This is a genomic window from Nevskia soli DSM 19509, assembly GCF_000711955.1.
Lineage (GTDB): Bacteria > Pseudomonadota > Gammaproteobacteria > Nevskiales > Nevskiaceae > Nevskia > Nevskia soli.
The window spans coordinates 295,853-314,834 of the sequence record NZ_JONR01000001.1 but is presented as its reverse complement, the minus strand read 5'-3'; the positions used below and the strand labels follow the sequence as shown (position 1 = coordinate 314,834).

Below are 18,982 nucleotides of genomic sequence, written 5' to 3'. Positions count from 1 at the left end.
CCAGATTCAGAGAAAAAATGGAATATTTCGTAAAAAGCGGCAATCCCGAGAAGCAGCGTGTCGCCTGCGTCGTCGTGGGCATTTTCGACCGCCGCAACCCGACCGAGTCGGCAACGACCATCGACCAGGTCACCGAAGGCGCCATCGGCAGCATCATGCGTCGCGGCGACATGGACGGCAAGCTCGGCCAGACCCTGGTGCTGCACAACCTTACCGGCGTGTTCTGCGACCGCGTCATGCTGGTCGGCCTGGGCCGCGAGCGCGATTTCGACGAGGGCGCCTTCCGCAAGGTGCACGCCTCGGTGGCCCGGGCGCTGCGCTCCACCGGCGCCATCGACGCCGTGATCTACCTGACCCATCTGGCGGTGAAGGGACGGGATTACCACTGGAACGTGCAGCAGGCCACCCTGGCCATCGAGAACGAGAACTATCGTTTCGACGCCATGCGCGGCGAGCGGGCCCGGGAAGACCTGCCCAAGCCGAAGATGGAGCGCCTGACCTTCGACGTACCGCGCCGCAGCGACCTGCCGGCGGGTGAAAAAGGCCTGGCGGAAGCGCTGGCCATCGGCCACGGCGTGGCCCTGACCAAGGACCTGGCCAACCTGCCGGGCAATTACTGCACGCCGGCCTACCTGGCGGACCAGGCCATGAAGCTGGCCGAAGCCTACCGCTTCAAGGCCAAGGTGCTGGAGAAAGCCGACATGGAGAAGCTGGGCATGGGCGCCCTGCTCTCGGTGGCCCGCGGCAGCAGCCAGCCGCCCAAGCTGATCGTGATGGAATACCTCAAGGGGCCCAAGGGTGAAGCACCCATCGCCCTGGTCGGCAAGGGCCTGACCTTCGACGCCGGCGGCATTTCGATCAAGCCCGCGGCGGCCATGGACGAGATGAAGTTCGACATGTGCGGCGGCGCCTCGGTGTTCGGCGTCTTCGCCGCGGTGGCCGAGCTGAAGCTGCCGATCAACCTGATCGGCATCATTCCCTCCACCGAAAACCTGATCAACGGCGAAGCGGTGAAGCCGGGCGACATCGTCACCAGCATGGCCGGCATCACCATCGAGGTGCTGAATACCGACGCCGAAGGCCGCCTGATCCTGTGCGATGCCCTCACCTATGCCGAGAAGACCTACGACCCGGCGGTGTGCATCGACATGGCCACCCTCACCGGCGCCTGCGTCGTCGCCCTCGGCAGCCACGCCTCGGGCCTGTTCGCCAACCAGTCCGGCCTGGCCCGCTCCCTGCTCAGCGCCGGCGAGCAGATCGGCGACCGCGCCTGGGAATTGCCGTTGTGGCCGGAATACGAACCGCAGATCAAGAGCGAATTCGCCGACGTGGCCAATATCGCCACCGTCGGTGCGCGTGAGGCCGGCGCCATCATCGGCGCCACCTTCCTGCACAAGTTCACCCGCAAGCTGAAGTGGGCGCACCTGGACATCGCCGGCACCGCCTGGACCGGCAAGAAGGCCAGCGGCCGGCCGGTGCCCCTGCTGGTGCAGTACCTGCTGAATTACGCGGCGAAGCATGAAGAATAAGCAGTGGTCAGTGACTAGTGATCAGTGGCTGGTAAAAGCGCGCGCGGCGACAATCTCCGCTTGACCGGCCACTAGTCACCAACCACTAATCCCTGCATTCCAATGACCCGCGTCGATTTCTATATCCTCCCCGAAGGCGGCAAGCCGCCCGAGGGTGCGGTGATGACGGCCTGCAAACTGTGCGACAAGGCGGCTGCGGGCGGCCAGCGGGTCTATGTCTACGCGCCGGACGCGGCGGTGTCGAACGCCGTCGACAGCCTGCTGTGGAGCTTCCGCCAGGGCAGCTTCATCGCCCACGAACGGCTCGGCGCGCCCTTGCAGGAACCCCTGCCCTATGTGCTGATCGGCGACGGCGAACCGCCGGAAAGCCACCACGGGGTGATGATCAACCTGGGCCTCGACGTGCCGCCCTTCTTCAGCAGTTTCGAACGGGTGCTGGAAATTGTCGACGGCGATGCCGCACAGCGCGCAAAATCGCGCGAACGGTACAAGTTCTACCGGGACCGCGGTTACGAGCTGTCCTCCCACAATCTTTGAAGTTCAGACCAAGGCATTCCATGAGCCCCCATTCCGCCCGTTTCGCCGCAGGGCTCGCTGCCAGCCTCCTGATCGCCGGTTGCAGCACCTTCAGCGGCCTGCACGACTACGTCAACAGCACCTTCAGCCAGACCGTCGATCCCAAGATCAGCGACCACGTGCACAGCAGTGTGCCGATCGGCACCACCATGGTGGCGGCCGAAGCGACCCTGTCCTCGCAGGGCTACAACTGCGACACGCGCACCGGCAACTTCACCGACGAGCTGGGCCGCAACCGCAGCGCCTCGCGCTTCCTGTCCTGCGTGCAGCGTGCCGGCAAGCTCAGCTTCGCCTGCGAGAACCGCGACCAGGTCGTGGTGCTGCCCAGCGGCGGCGTGGTCGACGAGGTCGACGTGGTACGCGGCCCGGACTGCGACCGCACGCCCGGCCCAGCGCTGACGCCGAACAACGCCAGCTGAGCCTTGCCGCCCGCCCCCGCGCCGGGCGCGCGGTAAAATACCCCCCGCACGGCGGCCGCAGCGGCGGCCGGTACATTCGCGCCTTTCGCGCCGACAGACCCCGACATGGAAAAGACTTTCGACCCTCGCGCCATCGAAGCACGCTGGCGCGATACCTGGGAACGCAGCGGCTGGTTCGCGCCGCAGGGCCGCGGCACGCCCTATTCCATCATGATCCCGCCGCCGAACGTCACCGGCACGCTGCACATGGGACACGCTTTCCAGCACACCATCATGGACGCGCTCACGCGCTATCACCGCATGCGCGGCGACGACACGCTGTGGCAGCCCGGCACCGACCACGCCGGCATCGCCACGCAGATGGTGGTGGAACGCAACCTCAAGCTGGCCGGCAGCTCGCGCCTGGACCTGGGCCGCGAGAAGTTCGTCGAGAAGGTGTGGGAGTGGAAGAAATACTCCGGCGACACCATCGAGAACCAGATCCGCCGCATGGGCAGTTCGGTGGACTGGTCGCGCAAGGCCTTCACCATGGATCCCGGCTATTCCGAAGCGGTGATCGAGCACTTCGTACGCCTGCACGAGGACGGCCTGATCTATCGCGGCAAGCGCCTGGTCAACTGGGACCCGGTGCTGCAGACCGCAATCTCCGACCTGGAAGTGGTGCAGGAGGAGAAGGACGGCAAGCTGTGGCACTTCCGCTACCCGCTGGCCGGCGGCGCCAGGACGCAGGACGGCCTCGACTACATCGTCGTCGCCACCACCCGTCCGGAAACCATGCTGGGCGATACCGCGGTGGCGGTGCATCCCGAGGACGAGCGTTACAGGCACCTGATCGGCGGAAGGGTGAAGCTGCCGCTGTCGGACCGTGAAATCCCCATCGTCGGCGACGACTACGTCGACCGCGAGTTCGGCACCGGCTGCGTCAAGATCACCCCGGCGCACGACTTCAACGACTACGCCCTGGGCCAGCGCCACAAGCTGCCGGTCATCAATATCTTCACACCCACGGCCGCCATCAACGACGAGGCGCCTGCCGCCTATCGCGGCCTCGACCGCTTCGAGGCCCGCAAACGTGTTGTCGCGGACCTGGAAGCGCAGGGCCTGCTGGCCAAGATCGACGATCACAAGCTCAAGCTGCCGATCGGCGACCGCACCGGCGTGGTGGTGGAGCCCTACCTTACCGACCAGTGGTTCGTCGACCTGACCCGCAAGACCCTGGACGACGGCCGTCCCGGCGGCTGGACCGCGATCACCGAGCCGGCGATCCAGGCGGTGGAAGGCGGCAGCATCAAATTCGTGCCGGAGAACTGGAGCAATACCTACTTCCACTGGCTGCGCAACATCCAGGACTGGTGCATCAGCCGCCAGCTCTGGTGGGGGCACCGCATCCCGGCCTGGTACGACGCGGACGGCAACATCTACGTGGCGCGCAACGAGGCCGAGGTGCGCAGCAAGTACAAGCTGGCCGCCGACCTGGCGCTGCGGCAGGACGAGGACGTGTTCGACACCTGGTTCTCCTCGGACATCTGGCCGCTGGCGACGCTGGGTTGGCCGCGGGAAACGCCGGAGCTGAAGAAGTTCTACCCCAGCAGCGTGCTGGTGACGGGCTTCGACATCATCTTCTTCTGGGTGGCGCGCATGGTGATGATGGGCCTCAAACTGCACGGCGACGTGCCGTTCCGCGAGGTCTACGTACATGGCCTGATCCGCGACAGCGAAGGCCAGAAGATGAGCAAGTCCAAGGGCAATGTGCTCGACCCGCTGGACCTGGTCGACGGCATCAGCCTGGACGAGCTGCTGAAGAAGCGCACCACCGGCCTGATGAAGCCGGAGACCGCGCCGAAGATCGAGAAGGCGACGCGCAAGGACTACCCCGCCGGCATCGAGGCGGTGGGCGTGGATGCGCTGCGCTATACCTTCGCTTCGCTGGCCAGTCCGGGCCGCGACATCCGTTTCGATTTCAGCCGCGCCGCCGGCTACCGCAATTTCTGCAACAAGATCTGGAACGCCACCAGCTACGTGCTGATGAACTGCGAGGAACAGGATCCGAATCCAGACGGGCAAGCCTGGCTGAGCGAGGCCGATCGCTGGATCATCTCCAGGCTGCAGAAGGTCGAGGCCGAGGCGGCCGAGCATTTCCGCACCTATCGCTTCGACCTGCTGGCACAGGCGCTATACCAGTTCGTGTGGAACGAGTACTGCGACTGGTACCTGGAGCTGACCAAGCCGACCCTGCGCGGCGACAACGACTCGGCCAAGCGCGGCACGCGCCGCACCCTGCTGCGCGTTCTGGAAACGATCCTGCGTCTGCTGCACCCGCTGATGCCCTTCGTCACCGAAGACCTGTGGCAGCGCGTGGCGCCGCTCGCCGGCAAGGCGGGCAAGACCATCATGCTGCAGCCTTACCCCACGGCGCAGCCGGAGAAGATCGACGAGACGGCGGAAGCCGATGTGGAATGGCTCAAGGCCTTCATCCTCGGCGTGCGCCAGATCCGCAGCGGCATGGACATCTCGCCGAAGATCACGCTGCCGCTGCTGGTGCAGGACGCGGCAACCGAAGACGCGGAGCGTATCGCCCGCCTCGCCGGTTCGATCATGGCGCTGACCAACGTCCAGGAACCACGCCTGCTCGCCGCCGGCGAGGAACCACCGGTTTCAGCAACCTCCTTGCTGGGAAGCATGAAGATCCTGGTGCCGATGGCCGGCCTGATCGACAAGGAAGCCGAACTGGCACGCCTGCGCAAGAAGAAGGCCCAGACCGAGTCCGACCTGGCGAAGAACCTGGCGCGCATGGGCAGCGAGAAGTTCGTCAACGGCGCCCCGCCCGAGGTTCTGGAACGCGAACGTGCCCGCATCGCTCAGCAACAGCAGGAACTGGCGGCGCTGAACGAGCAAATCGGGAAGATCGAAGCCCTGTAACATCGCAGGGCGGCCCACGGCCGCCCTGCGATCGATGCGCTGCCTTCCTTGCTTCCGGAGTGCAACGCAGCCTTACGCGTCCTTGCTGCGCACTACGCTAAGATTCGGCTTCTTCGCCGCTTCACCACGCACGCTCTTGTTGAGCCGCTGCGGCTCCAGCCGCCGCAGGCAGCGCTCCAGGGTCTGCGCGATCAGCAACTGATTGCGCACCATCTCGATCCGCTTCCAGGTGGCCCGCTCGCCCTCCCTGATGAAGCGCTGGATCACGTCCATGCGCGGATTGGCGGTGACGTTGGCGTAGCGCCACACCGTCAGCTTGGGCACGATCATGATGTTGCCGCGGTAATCCTGGTCCAGGATCGAGGAGGCATAATCCAGCGTGTGCCGCACCTTCTGCACCGGCACGCTGATGCGGCCCACGCCGATCGCGTACTGCGCGGAGCCGCGCACCAGCGAATAGCCGAAGTCGCGCAGATTGCCGACCAGGCCCTGCTCTTCCAGCGAGCCGCGCACGAAGGGAATGACGTGCGGATTGGTCTGGCTGACGATGAAGTGGTTGACGTTGTGCAGGCGGCGCAGGCGCATGCCCGGCAGGTCGGACTTGAGTGAACCATCAGTCCAGCGCAGAGAAGGCATGTAGGGTACGCGACGGCCGTTCTCGTCGCGGGTCATCAGCAGCACCGGTTCGAACAGGAACGGCACCGCGCTGGAGGCCAGCACCGCCTCGCGCAGGTACAGGTAGGGGAAAGTGAGATAGTTGAGCAGACGCGGCGACTGGTTGCTGCCGGCCGGCGACACGGTGATGTTGATGATCTTGCCGGAGCGCTGGTAGGACTCCTCAAAGGTCAGGTCCGGGATGTTGGAGGCGATGGCCTTGCGGATCTGGCGCTGGTCCATCAGCACGCCCTTCTGCCACATTTCGCGCAGGCCCAGCGGCTTCCAGAAGTGGTAGTAGGCATTCTGCGGATCGAGCAGGTCGATCAGTTCGTCCGGAGTGCGCGTGCCGACGGTGGAGGCGACCACCGAGCCCGCGCTGGAGCCCGAGATCACATCCGGCAGCAGATCCTCCAGCACCAGGGCCTTGACCACGCCGACATGGAACAGGCCCAGCGTGGCGCCGCCGGATAGCATCAGGGCGGAGCGGCCATAGGACGCCGCCGTATCGTGGAAGAAGCGGCGCTTGGCGGCGCTGTCGAACTCGGGGAAATCGCCGTCGCTGAGATAATTGAGCGCGATCACCACTTCGGCGACGTAATCATGGATCAGTTGCTTGGTGCCGACCAGGGCGTTGCCGTAGAGCGCCGGATTGCACAGGTTGCCCAGGTTCCAGTACAGGCCCTGGCGCAGGTGGTGCACCAGCTTGACCACCTGCCCGTCCTGGCGCAGCTGGCGGATCTGGCGCAGCCGGTTCTTGACCAGTTTCCAGTCGTATTGATCGGACTCTTCCTCTTGCTTCCAGTCCTCGCGGCCGGTGGCGCGGTCGAAATCCGTCGCCGCTTCCCGCCAGGTGGCGTAGTCGGTGGCATTGCGCATCGCCAGCCGGCACTCACGCGCTCGTGAATCCAAGACCGCCTCCACTTAAATCAAACATTTGTTCAATCAATATGGTCGCCCATCGCGAGCCAACCGACAACCCGGTCACACGCAGTCACAGGTTTTTCGCCGCCCCAGTGCTACCATTTAGTGGATTGCTGCCGATTTTCAGGCGGCGAACAGAAATTTGAACTTCGGAAATTCATGAATATCACCATTTTCGGTTCCGGCTACGTCGGACTCGTCACCGCCGCCTGCTTCGCCGACGTCGGCAACGACGTGCTATGCGTGGATATCGACGCCGGCAAGGTCGAACGCCTGCGCCAGGGACAGATCCCGATCTACGAGCCGGGCCTGACCGAGCTGGTGCTGAAGAACGCCGCGGAAGGCCGCCTGCGCTTCACCACCGACGCCGCCGAAGGAGTGGCCCACGGCCTGTACCAGTTCATCGCCGTCGGCACGCCGCCGAACGAGGACGGCTCCGCCGACCTGCAGTACGTGCTCGCCGTGGCGCGCTCCATCGCCACCCACATGAGCGACTACCGCCTGATCGTGTCCAAGTCGACCGTGCCGGTCGGCACCGCCGACAAGGTGCGCGACGCGGTGCGCGAGGTGCTGGCCGCGCGCGGCGCGGCGCTGGAATTCGACGCCGTCTCAAACCCGGAATTCCTCAAGGAAGGCGACGCCATCGTCGACTTCAACAAGCCGGACCGCATCATCGTCGGCGCCGACAGCCCCCGCGCCGCCAAGCTGATGCAGGCCTTGTATGCGCCTTTCAACCGCAACCACGACCGCGTCATCGTCATGGACGTGCGCTCCAGCGAGCTGACCAAGTACGCCGCCAACGCCATGCTGGCGACCAAGATCAGCTTCATGAACGAGATCGCCAACCTGGCCGAACAGATCGGCGCGGACATCGAAAAGGTTCGCATCGGCATCGGCGCCGATCCGCGCATCGGTTATCACTTCATCTACCCGGGCGCCGGCTACGGCGGCTCCTGCTTCCCCAAGGACGTGAAGGCCCTGGTGAAGAGCGCGGCCGACGCCGACTTCGACGCCGCCATCCTCAAGGCGGTGGAACTGGTCAACAACAAGCAGAAGCAGACCCTGCACCGCAAGCTGCACAAACACCTGGGCAGCCTGCAGGGCAAGACCATCGCGCTGTGGGGCCTGGCCTTCAAGCCGCGCACCGACGACATGCGCGAAGCCCCCAGCCGCACCCTGATGGAGGCGATCTGGGCCGAGGGCGGCAAGGTGCGCGCCTACGATCCGGTGGCGATGGACGAGGCCCGCAAGATCTACGGCGAGCGCGCCGACCTGGTCCTGGTGGACTCGCCGATGGCCGCGGCCGAAGGCGCCGACGCGCTGGCGGTGGTGACGGAGTGGCGCGTGTTCCAGAGCCCCAACCTGGGCAAGCTCAAGCAGCTGCTGAAGCAGCCGGTGATCGTCGACGGCCGCAACCTCTACGACCCGGCCTGGGTGCGCGGCGAAGGTTTCGTTTACGACTGCGTCGGCCGGCCGGTGCAGAAGCATTGATCGAAGGCGATCGTGCCTGAAGCGGGCCGACTGAAAGCGCGCTGAAAGCAGGCTGAACACCGGACCTCCTCCCGGATGCTGCAAGGCATCCGGGAGTCACCGGACTGCAACAAAAAAATCCTTGCCGCAGCATGGTCTTGCACTAGACTATGCGCCGGACCGGCGTGGCCGGCGCACTCAACTCCATCAGCATCTGCGACGAGGCCGCCCTTGGATTCCAGGACCGGCGCTGGCGACCCGAAAATCACCTTGAACGAGCTGGCCCGTGCGCCGGCCGCCGTGCGTCGCATCGTCGCCCATCCCTACCTGGCCGTGCGCGGCATTGCCCGCGGCAATCTGCCCAGCCCCTGGGACATCGTCGCCTTCGCCATGCTGTTCGGCACCCTGGTCCTGATCTCGGTCGGCACCTCGCAGTTCGGCGCCCCGCTGTCGGCCCTGGAAAAGACACCGGTGGACCTGAGTCCCTCGGCCCTCCCCTATTACGCCCTGCGCACCACCCTGCGCATGGGCGCGGCGATGGTCCTGTCGCTGGTCTTCAGCATCGCCTACGCCGGCCTTGCGGCGAAGAGCAAGCGCGCGGAGCGCATCATGATCCCGGTGCTGGACATCCTGCAGTCGGTGCCGGTGCTGGGCTTCCTCACCTTCCTGGTGCCGTTCTTCCTCGGCCTGTTCCCCGGCAAGGTGCTGGGCGCGGAACTGGCCTCTGTATTCGCCATCTTCACCGCCCAGGCCTGGAACATGGCCTTCTCGGTCTACCAGTCCCTGCGCACCCTGCCGCCGGATCTGGTGGAGGCCTGCAAGAGCCTGCGCTTCAGCCCGCTGCAGCGCTTCCGCCGACTCGAACTACCCTTCGCCATGCCGGGGCTGATCTGGAACATGATGATGTCCATGTCCGGCGCCTGGTTCTTCGTGGTGGCGTCGGAAGCGATCACGGTGGGCAACCAGACCATCACCCTGCCCGGCGTCGGCTCCTACGTCGCCACCGCCATCGCCGAGAAGAACCTCGGTGCCATCGGCTGGGCCATCCTGGCCATGCTGATCGTGATCCTGCTCTACGACCAGCTGCTGTTCCGCCCGCTGATCGCCTGGGGCGAGAAATTCCGCGCCGACAACGAACCCGGCGAGGTGGAGCCGGAATCCTGGGTGCTGCGCATGCTGCAGCGCTCGCGCTTCGTCGGCACCCTGTGGCGTCCGACCGAAGCGTTCATCAGCTACGTGCTGCGCCAGCGGCGTGCCGCGAAGGTGGAAGCCGAAACCAGCCTCAACCTGCCACCCTGGACGCCACTGGCCATCGACATCGCCTGGTACGGCCTGATCGTCCTGGCCGCCGCCTACGGCGCATGGACCACGGTGCGCTACATCAGCCACAGCCTGGGCTTCGGCGAACTCGGGCACGTCACCCTGCTGGGCCTGATCACCATGACGCGGGTGATCCTGCTGGTGGCGCTGGCCAGCCTCATCTGGGTACCGATCGGCGTCGCCATCGGCCTGCGGCCACGGCTGGCGGCGATGGTGCAGCCGGTGGCGCAGTTCCTCGCCGCGTTCCCGGCCAACCTGCTGTTCCCGGTGGCGGTGGTGCTGATCGTCAAGTTCGGCCTCAACCCGGACATCTGGCTCAGCCCGCTGATGATCTTCGGCACCCAGTGGTACATCCTGTTCAACGTGGTGGCCGGTGCCAGCGTGTTCCCGCACGATCTGCGCGACGCCGCCGACAATCTGCACCTGCGCGGCTGGCTGTGGTGGAAGCGGGCGATGATTCCGGGCATCCTGCCCTACTATGTCACCGGCGCCATGACGGCGGCCGGCGGCTGCTGGAACGCCAGCATCGTTTCGGAAATCGTCACCTGGGGCGACAAGCACATCCAGGCGCACGGCCTCGGCACCTATATCACCCAGGCCACCAACGACGGCGACTATCCGCGCGTGGTGCTGGGCGTGGCGATCATGTCGCTGTTCGTGGTCGGCTTCAACCGCGTGCTGTGGCGGCCGCTGTATCGCAGCGCCGAGCGCCTGGCCGGCGTCGAGGAATAACCGGAGGCAGTTGATGAACGACGAGTACAAACAATCTGCCCCCATGGCCGCCCCCGGCGATCCCCCCCTGGCCGATACCGTGCTGGAAGTGCGCGGCGTGCGCCGCGCCTTCAAGCGCCCGCACGGCGAACCCCTGGTGGTGCTGGAATCGGTCAACCTCAACCTGCACAAGGGCGAGATCATCGGCCTGCTCGGCCGCTCCGGCTCGGGCAAATCGACCTTGCTGCGCATCGTCGCCGGGCTGATCAAGGCCTCCGATGGCGAGGTCATCTACCGCGGTGAGCCGCTGCACGGGCCCGCCGAAGGCATCTCCATGGTGTTCCAGTCCTTCGCCCTGTTCCCCTGGCTGACGGTATTGCAGAACGTGGAAGCGGGCCTGGAAGCGCAGGGCTTGCCGCCCGACGAGATCCGCGAGCAGGCCCTGCGCGCCATCGACGTCATCGGCCTCGACGGTTTCGCCAACGCCTATCCGCGCGAGCTGTCCGGCGGCATGCGCCAGCGTGTCGGCTTCGCCCGCGCGCTGGTGATGAATCCCTCCATCCTGCTGATGGACGAGCCGTTCTCGGCGCTGGACGTGCTGACCGCGGAAACGCTGCGCACCGACTTCCTCGACCTGTGGACGGAAAACAAGCTGCCGATCCAGTCGGTGTTGCTGGTGACGCACAACATCGAGGAAGCGGTGTTCATGTGCGACCGAATCCTGGTGTTCTCGGCCAACCCGGGGCGCGTCGTGGCCGAAATCAAGGTGCCGTTCAAACACCCGCGCAACCGCCTCGACCCGCGCTTCCGCCAGCTGGTGGACGACATCTACTCGCGCATGACGGTGCGCCATGCCACCGGCAAGGCCACCGTGCTGTCGATCGGCGAACGCCTGCCCGAGGTCTCCACCAACCTGATGGCCGGTCTGATCGAAACCCTGGCCTCGGAAACCTACAAGGGCCGCGCCGACATGCCGGCACTGGCCCAGGCCCTGGCGCTGGAAGTGGACGAACTGTTCCCCCTGGCCGAGTCGCTGCAGATGCTCGGCTATGCCGAACTGGAATCCGGCGACGTGCAGCTGACCCCGCTGGGCCTGCAATTCGCCCAGGCCGACACCCAGGTGCGCAAGGTCGGCTTCGCCAAGCAGATGCTGACCCGCATCCCCCTGGCCGCGCACATCAAAAGCGTGCTCGACGAACGCCCCGGCCACCGCGCACCGGCGGTGCGCTTCCTGTCCGAGCTGGAGGACTACCTCAGCGACAGCGCCGCCGAGCACACCCTCAGCGCCGTCACCCAGTGGGGCCGCTACGCCGAGCTGTTCACCTATGACGACGCGGCCGAAGCCTTCAGCCTGGACATGCCTGAAGCGGAGGCGAGCTGAAGTCCGGTTCGTCGCCGGCTGACGCAGGCATGGAACCCCGCTCTCCCGAAGAAGCGCGCATCCTCGCCTCCTGGTCGAAAAACGTATCGGCCTGGACCGATGCGGTGCGGCACAGCGCGATCGAGAGCCGCAAGCTGGTCACCGACCGCGCCATCGTCGACGCGATACTCGACGCCGCCCCGCGTTCGGTGCTGGACATCGGCTGCGGCGAAGGCTGGCTGGTGCGCCAACTGGCTGCGCGGGATATCCAGGCGACTGGCGTCGATGCGATTCCCGCCCTTGTCGAACAGGCTCGCAAAGCCGGCGGGGGCGATTTCCAAGTTGTTTCCTACGAGGATCTCGCCGCCGGCAGGTTCAACCGGCGCTTCGACCTCGCCGTGTGCAATTTCGCCCTGCTGGGCAAGGAATCGGTCGAAGACCTGTTCGGCGCCATACCCAGGCTGCTCAACCCCGGCGGCTGCTTCATCGTGCAGACCCTGCATCCGGTAAGCGCCTGCGGCGATGCCGCCTATGTGGACGGCTGGCGCGAAGGATCGTGGAATGGATTCAGTGCCGACTTCACCGATCCGGCACCGTGGTATTTCAGGACGCTCGGAAGCTGGGTCGATCTGTTCCGGCGGCACGGCTTCGAACTGCGCCGGATGCACGAACCCCTGCACCCGCTGACGCGGAAACCGGCCTCGGTGATCTTCGTCGCATGCAATGTGCGCCCTCAGCAAACCGCTCTTTCAGGGCAAGCTCCCGAAACAGGAGAATGACGACGGCGCCGGAAGCGGCGGCAGTGCAGGTGCGCCGGGTTTGAGCACGGCCAATTCTCACTACGTTCATGGGCATACCCGAAAGAACGGATCACACGTCGCCGGTTACTACGCCACCAATGCCACCACGGCAGACAACTGCTCGCCCCATCGCAACATCGACCCCTATGCGGGTAAGGCCGGCACAGCCGGCTCTGGGCGGCGGCTGTGGCATCAGGCTTGGCCCGCCAGCAGCACCAGGCGCAGGAATTCCCTGGCCTCGGCGTAGATCGCGGGGTTCTTGGTTTCCTTGGGCCCGGCGATGTTGAGGATCGTAACGTGGTTCTCACCCAGCCATCGCCGCACGGCACCGGCATCGGCCTGGCCCAGCTCCACCGCCAGCACCGGCCGCCCAAGTTCCGCCGCAAACTTCACAGTCAGCGCGGTTCCACCGGTCATTTCTCCGCGGTATAAGATCAGCGTGGCGTCGCTGTCGCGCACGTTCCACTTCGTCCGCTGCCTGTAGCCGCGGCTGGGAGTTTCAATGAGCAGGTATTCCGGCGAAATAGCACCGTCCTCGGCACGACGGCCGGCGGGGCACCAGCCACGAGCCTCAAGGCCTGAGCAGCGGGCAGCATCGAGAGCTGCCCGATCGACTCCTGTTTGACCGCCGCTGACTATCGCTTTGAGGGTGGGCATTTCACGAGTGCTTTGTCGGTGTGGTTCCCTTGTGCGCCCTGCTGTTGATGCGGCCTCGCCGCCATCGTCCTGTTGCTCGTGCGGCTGTCGGTCTGCTCGATGCGCCATCTCTTATTGGTTGCCCTTGAACCCGAGGGAAATCACCGATCGACGGCTGGTGGGAGGCCGCCCGCACCAGGATCGCGGAAGAAAAGCGCGCCTCAGGAAACTGAACACCCACATCGCGCAGCCCATCCACTGCGTCATGACTCGATGTCTGCACCCGCCTGGAGACAAGTGCTGTGCGTCTGCCAGGTTCATATCGAGCAGAGCTTTTTCGGGATTCCAGCATAGCCGGGAAGGTAACGGGCAACCGGATGCGCTCGCTGCGCGCGGATGAGGCTGGATACAATACTCCAGAAACAAGAAACCCCACGTTTCCATGGGGTTATGAGACTCCGCGAGACTGCCTGAGTCTGGTATCTGGTGGTGGTACATCCCTCGAAAAGTAGGACTATCTGTTTGAATTAAAAGCAAAACAGGTCCGTCCGAATTCATCAATGCCCCTGCTGTTGCCCCCACGAAATTGGTACTGGAAAAACCACGGGTTCGAGGGAGGGTCGGGTCGTGGATTGCCGGAAGTTTCCGGACTCTATCGGACGGTGCCGGACCTCAGCTTGGCTACGCGGCGTGCTTCACCTCGTACCGCTGCACCAATACCTCGGCCGGCAGTCCCAGCCCTTCCGACAGCCGCCGGATCATCTCCAGCGTCAGCGGGCGTATCCGGTTCAGCACCTCGGCAACCCGCGCCCGCGAACCGATATAGGGCTCCAGATCCTTGCGGGTGAGTCCGCGCTGTTCCATCACATAGAGCAGGAAATCCACCGGTTCAGGATCGCGCACCGGGTGGTGCTTGGCTTCATAAGCTTGGATCAGCAGCGTCAGCACATCGAGACGGTCAGCCTCCGCACTGCCCTCCGGTGCATCCCAAAGGGTATCCGCCAGCTTGAGCGCGGCCCGGTAGTCGCGCTCGGTCTTGATCGGCTTCAGTTCCATATCACACCTCAAATCGTTCCAGCGTCGATGCGGTCATACTCAGAATGCGTGCCTACGAAGCGCACAAACATCATTCCGCGGTTGTAGTGCACGGCGACGACCAGCCGATAATCGTTACCCTTAATGTTGAATACCACGCGATTGTTTGCCAGGAAACTCGCGTTACGATGGGCTTTCTTGATGGCCGCCGGGCTGGTCCAATCCGCACGGCTGGCTTCCGCATACCATCCCCGCAGCGGCGTTTCGGCAGGCGGATGCTTCGCCCAAAATTCGCGTAGTCTGCTCAACGCAATCACTCGCATGAATCATTTTACACCGCTCCCGCCATGGGAGCAAATGGCTGCTAGCGGCCCGTTTGAAGCGGGGCGAGAAAGGCCTGAAGTGAGTAAGGAAAGGGCTGTAATCCATGTCTGATACTCGGAAATCCACGGACTTTCTCGATCTTGCGCTTGACGACTATCTGGCGGCCCGGCTGCTTCTGCGTTCTGGCTTGCTTTCTCAAGGCTTGGCGGTTGCAGCGACCGCCGTGGAGAAACATCTAAAAGCGGCATTGGCGCTGAAGAATTACTACCTTAAGAAACACCTTGAATCCGGCCTGTTGCAAGGTATCGAGAAACTGTATCCCAGCCTGTACAACGCGCTGGACCCGGATTTTCTAAGGTATCTCAAACGGGGTTTCATGCTGCGCTATGCCACGGTGGACAGCGATGGTTTTTCGATAGTCATCAATCAGCATCGAACCCTAGTTGCCCTGGATGAGACGATGGTACGAATCGACAACGGCTTTCTGATCAAGCAAGGATCAAACGAACTCGATACCCCGCTGCGCAGAGCCGTGAAAGCCCAAAATTCCACGCTACTCGAAGACAACGTTCCCTTGGGCGGAATAACGCTCCCCGAACTCGCCAAGCGAGTGAACAAGATGTTTGAGCTGAAGGTTGACCACAAGCTGGCAACGATGAGAGTCCAGTACGAGACCGAAGGGCTAAATATCGTCGGGGACTTCTGCAAGAAATCGGACATCGGCATGAATAGGGCCACACAAAAGCTTTCTATGGGCTAACGTCCGTTTGTTTTGTTTCAGGTCGCTGATGTCTACAGACATCGGCGAATCCTATGGCCGCCCCATCGTAGGCGGCGCCGGGGATGGCCCTTGCTTTGAGCGTGCGTTGCTCGCCTCGTGGGAAGCGCCAGCACGCTGACGCCGCACGTTCTCCCCCGATACATCAAGCGCTGCCGTTTTCTCGGACTGCCGCACAATTGCCTGCGGCAGCGCGCGGCGGTCATTTGTATAGATCACAGCGGCTTCCCGCGCCCGCGTCAGGTCCGTATAGAAGCTGCGGTGATCGGTTGTGCGCGCCTTCGTATCCTTGTCCAGCAATACACGTTCGGCGCCCAGTCCCTGCGAGCTGTGGCCGGTTGCTGCGTAGCCGTATTCGACCGGCAACGCGCGATCTGCCGTGAGCATCCGGCGCGTGCCGTCGGCCGCTTTCAGCGTGATCCCGTCCCTGGACACCGATTCCACGACGCCGCGTTCGCCATTCCGGACGCCAAGCACCCGGTCCGTGCCGGTAATGCGCAGGGATTCTCCGGCGGCGATCTCCCGCGTCTCGATGCGCCCGATCACCAAGCCCCTGCCACTGAGCCGGGCTGGCTGCACGGCGATCTCCTTGCCCGCCTCGTTGCGCGCGATGAGCTGGTAATCGGCGATCTTCGTCACCTTGTAAACCTCACCGCGCTCGACGCCAAGCGAGCGATACGAGCGCTGGAACCACAGCGCATCGCCCTCCCTAAAGCGATCCAGCCGCTTCTGTTCGGCCGTCGTCATGTCCTTGCGCTGGAAGGTCTGAATGGTCGCCTTCGCGCCGTCCAGCTCGCCGCGCTCCTTCAGTGCGCTCCGGACGGCCTGGTTGATCTGCGCCCGCGCCTCGTTGGTGCCGGTCAGGATCAGCGTGCCGTCCCGTCCCGTCCGGGACAGTCCGGCATAGTCCTGGGCGATCCGCTGGTAGCGCTCGCCCGCGTTGGCGATCTCCCGGATTTCCAGATACGACAGCGCGCGGGCCGGCTCGTCCAGCGAGAGTCGCGCAGCCGTCCGGATACGTCCGTCCCGCTGGCGCAGGAATTCGGACATCCGGACCGTCGCCATGCCGTGCTTCTGTAACTCGATGAAGGCCCTGCCGGCATCGACGGACTGATACTGCCGGTTGTCCCCGACCAGCAACACCCGCGCGTCGTGGTTCCGCGCTCGCTCCAGGGTGGACAGCAAGTTCCGGTTGCCGACCAGTCCAGCCTCGTCCACCACCAGGACCGTCCGGCTGTTCAAGGTCTTGGTCGCTTCCCGGTCAGCCAGCCAGCCTTGCAGCGTACGGGCCTCGATGCCGGACTCGTTAAGAGCTTTGACGGCACTGTGCGAGGGTGCGACGGCCTGGACCTTGTAGCCTTGCCGTTCGGCCAGCTCCTGGAATTCCCGGAGCGCGGTGGTCTTGCCGCTGCCGGCGACGCCCTGGACGCCGTTGATGCTATTTCCGCTAGTGGCAGCCAGCTCCACCGCCTGCGCTTGGCCGATGGTCAATTCCCGCTCGGCTAAGTGCCGGGCGGTCGCCTCTGCGCTCGCAATGGGCGCGACCTGTCGGCGGCCATCTTCCTCAATTGCCAATATCCGCCGCTCGATGTCCGTCGCCTGCCGTGTGGTCAGCCGCTGTCCGCCGTGGGAGTGCAGCACCTCGAAGCTGGACTCCCGCCGCTTCAGCTCGGTTTCGATGGCCTTGTACCCGGCATCGCCGCGCGATTCGCGCAGAGCTACGGCCAGGACTTCGTGCCGGTCGAACGCGGCCTCGCGCTCGCCCAGGTGGGTCAGGGCGAAGTCCAGGGCGGCGCGGGCGGATTGGCGTTCGGACGCGGCCAAACCCGCCTCTCTGTCCGGATTGCGCTCGCGCGTAGACCGCACGTCGGCGACGCCAAGCTCTTTTGCGCGCGCCTGCCACTGTCGGGCCAGCTCCTCCCGGTCGTAGTCCTGCTTGGCGTCGCGCGTCGCCATGACCGCCGCTTTCTTCTGTACTGCTGTTGCCGTTTCCAGGGTCAACCCCTGGGCAGCCAGGGCGGCTTCGATCTCGGCCGCCCGGTTGCTGAATCCCTCGATCTGCTCACGGCTGATGTGGGCCAACTCGGGATTGCCATGCTTACCCTTGGTAATGTCGTAGCCCAGCTCGTGGGCACCTCGGGCCAGCTCGGACAGATAAATCTCATACATCAGGCGCTGTTCCTTGAACATCGCCGTGTTGTCCACGCTGCGCCATTGGCCGTCAGCGCGCTGGGTGATGTTGAGGGCGACGACATGACTGTGCAGGTCCGGGTCGCCGGCGCGGCTGGTGGTATGCAGGAATTCAGCGATGACGGCGTTGCCTGTGGTCTCCACGGTGGTTTTGCCGTCCTGGGTGACGCGGGTAGCGGTCAGGGCTTCGATGCGCTGGCGGGCCACAGCGACGGCTTCCTGGTGGGCTCGGACGAGTCGGTCATCGCCGAGGACAAGGGCCTGGATCGAAAACGACTTGGGCGCCGAGAACTCAAAATCCGTACCGGCCCTCCGTTCGTTGATGCCGCCGCGGTGTAGTGCGGTCCCGTCCGGCAGCTCGCCGCGAACCAGGGCCTTGAAGTCGTCGGGTCTGACCGGCCCAGACAACCCGAGCGCTTCCGCGCCCTTGCCGTGCCAGGACGACGGCGACGCCGAGTCCTTGGTGTAATAGTCATCCTTGTCGTAGTAGCCGCTCGCCTGCGACGCGCTGATGTTTTTTGGCCTCGCCATGCCGCACCGCCTGCACGATCCTTGTGCTGGTTTGACCGCTGAGGCGAGAACAGTTCACGGCCGGGCGAAACGAGAAATGCGCTGCCGCTAGTCTTCGGGTCGCTACCGAACCGGCGCCATTTCGGTGCGCGTACCGACCGGCACTGAGTCCGCCATCCTGCACGGAAAACCGGTGACCCGGAACGGAGGCAGGGTCAAGATTGCGGGCGCAGCCCGCACCCGCAGGGCTCGATCTTGACGCTGCCGCAGTGGAGGGTAGGCTTGTTCCGGGCAGGGTGGCGACACGGGTGCCCCCGAATACACCTGAACGGCCGGAAAATCCGGCGCTTGTGGCGGATTTTCGGGGTGCGCGCATACATTGGCAGGGGACCCCGAATACACGCAAACCCGCGCCAGATAAGAGCCGCAGCCGCTATCGGAGATTGCGTACTGTATCAAGGCCTTTGCGGCGCGAAGCGACGCTGGCGTCACCGCCCGTGGCACGGCGAAGCCGCCTGCAAACGAAGAATCGCCACAGCAACGCTTACCCACCAATCGAGGCGCGACACGGGGTCAGATAGATATGGAACCGATCGCCAGCGTCGGCACCGGGGGTGCCTGATACCATGGGGGCAACTTTCACTCGGCGCAAACTTTCGTATCTTTTGTCAGATCGGCACGCTCGGCCTTGCGCATTCAGTTGTAACAGGGCCGGGAGATGTTCTCGTAATGACTCTACCGGTGTTACAACTTCTGAGAGGATGCGGCCAAATGTCCAATGCTTGCCCTGTGTGCGGCTCGGAACTCCGAGACGCAAAGCAATATAC

General features: G+C 64.5%; 14 protein-coding genes. 9 read left to right on the top strand and 5 right to left on the bottom strand.

Annotated elements, in window-relative coordinates; genetic code table 11:
- Positions 1 to 17 precede the first annotated feature (17 nt).
- The 4 genes from BP26_RS0101420 (at position 18) to BP26_RS0101405 (ending at position 5,443) form a co-directional block, all read left to right on the top strand.
- Positions 18 to 1,529, top strand: a complete 1,512-nt coding sequence (locus BP26_RS0101420; RefSeq protein WP_029918797.1) for a leucyl aminopeptidase — start codon at positions 18 to 20, stop codon at positions 1,527 to 1,529.
- A 102-nt stretch (positions 1,530 to 1,631) separates the two neighbouring features.
- A complete protein-coding gene (locus BP26_RS0101415) occupies positions 1,632 to 2,066 on the top strand; it encodes a DNA polymerase III subunit chi (protein ID WP_029918796.1) in 435 nt (144 codons plus the stop codon).
- A 20-nt stretch (positions 2,067 to 2,086) separates the two neighbouring features.
- The gene (locus BP26_RS0101410; RefSeq protein ID WP_029918795.1) at positions 2,087 to 2,524 is read left to right on the top strand and encodes a hypothetical protein; all 438 of its coding nucleotides are present in this window, start codon (positions 2,087 to 2,089) and stop codon (positions 2,522 to 2,524) included.
- A gap of 105 nt (positions 2,525 to 2,629) precedes the next feature.
- Entirely contained in the window at positions 2,630 to 5,443 is a 2,814-nt protein-coding gene (locus BP26_RS0101405) for a valine--tRNA ligase (protein ID WP_029918794.1), read from the top strand.
- A 72-nt stretch (positions 5,444 to 5,515) separates the two neighbouring features.
- Here BP26_RS0101405 and BP26_RS0101400 read toward each other — a convergent pair whose 3' ends face one another.
- On the bottom strand, positions 5,516 to 7,009 hold the full coding sequence (locus BP26_RS0101400; protein ID WP_029918793.1) for a DUF3336 domain-containing protein: 1,494 nt from the start codon (positions 7,007 to 7,009) through the stop codon (positions 5,516 to 5,518).
- A 171-nt stretch (positions 7,010 to 7,180) separates the two neighbouring features.
- Here BP26_RS0101400 and BP26_RS0101395 point away from each other — a divergent pair, with 171 nt between their 5' ends.
- From BP26_RS0101395 to BP26_RS0101380, 4 genes are all read left to right on the top strand, one after another.
- A complete protein-coding gene (locus tag BP26_RS0101395) occupies positions 7,181 to 8,512 on the top strand; it encodes a UDP-glucose dehydrogenase family protein (protein WP_029918792.1) in 1,332 nt (443 codons plus the stop codon).
- A gap of 279 nt (positions 8,513 to 8,791) precedes the next feature.
- A complete protein-coding gene (locus BP26_RS0101390) occupies positions 8,792 to 10,543 on the top strand; it encodes an ABC transporter permease (protein WP_051748085.1) in 1,752 nt (583 codons plus the stop codon).
- 13 nt (positions 10,544 to 10,556) lie between these two features.
- Positions 10,557 to 11,903, top strand: a complete 1,347-nt coding sequence (locus tag BP26_RS0101385; RefSeq protein ID WP_029918790.1) for an ABC transporter ATP-binding protein — start codon at positions 10,557 to 10,559, stop codon at positions 11,901 to 11,903.
- A gap of 29 nt (positions 11,904 to 11,932) precedes the next feature.
- Positions 11,933 to 12,661 carry a class I SAM-dependent methyltransferase gene (locus BP26_RS0101380; protein WP_029918789.1) on the top strand — a complete coding sequence of 243 codons (729 nt, stop codon included), beginning with the start codon at positions 11,933 to 11,935 and terminating at the stop codon, positions 12,659 to 12,661.
- Positions 12,662 to 12,874: 213 nt separating this feature from the next.
- Here BP26_RS0101380 and BP26_RS0101375 read toward each other — a convergent pair whose 3' ends face one another.
- From BP26_RS0101375 to BP26_RS0101365, 3 genes are all read right to left on the bottom strand, one after another.
- A complete protein-coding gene (locus BP26_RS0101375; RefSeq protein ID WP_036515782.1) occupies positions 12,875 to 13,339 on the bottom strand; it encodes a putative molybdenum carrier protein in 465 nt (154 codons plus the stop codon).
- Between the two features lie 660 nt (positions 13,340 to 13,999).
- Positions 14,000 to 14,374, bottom strand: coding sequence for a helix-turn-helix domain-containing protein (locus tag BP26_RS0101370; protein WP_029918787.1), 375 nt, complete (start codon positions 14,372 to 14,374; stop codon positions 14,000 to 14,002).
- A gap of 8 nt (positions 14,375 to 14,382) precedes the next feature.
- Positions 14,383 to 14,676: a type II toxin-antitoxin system HigB family toxin gene (locus BP26_RS0101365; protein ID WP_029918786.1), complete on the bottom strand. Its 294-nt coding sequence runs from the start codon at positions 14,674 to 14,676 to the stop codon at positions 14,383 to 14,385.
- Positions 14,677 to 14,780: 104 nt separating this feature from the next.
- On the opposite strand from BP26_RS0101365, the gene BP26_RS0101360 reads away from it, so the two are divergent.
- A complete protein-coding gene (locus BP26_RS0101360; protein WP_029918785.1) occupies positions 14,781 to 15,437 on the top strand; it encodes a HEPN domain-containing protein in 657 nt (218 codons plus the stop codon).
- A 51-nt stretch (positions 15,438 to 15,488) separates the two neighbouring features.
- On the opposite strand, the gene mobF is transcribed toward BP26_RS0101360, so the two are convergent.
- Positions 15,489 to 18,176, bottom strand: coding sequence for a MobF family relaxase (gene mobF / locus BP26_RS0101355; protein ID WP_029918784.1), 2,688 nt, complete (start codon positions 18,174 to 18,176; stop codon positions 15,489 to 15,491).
- Positions 18,177 to 18,982 lie beyond the last annotated feature (806 nt).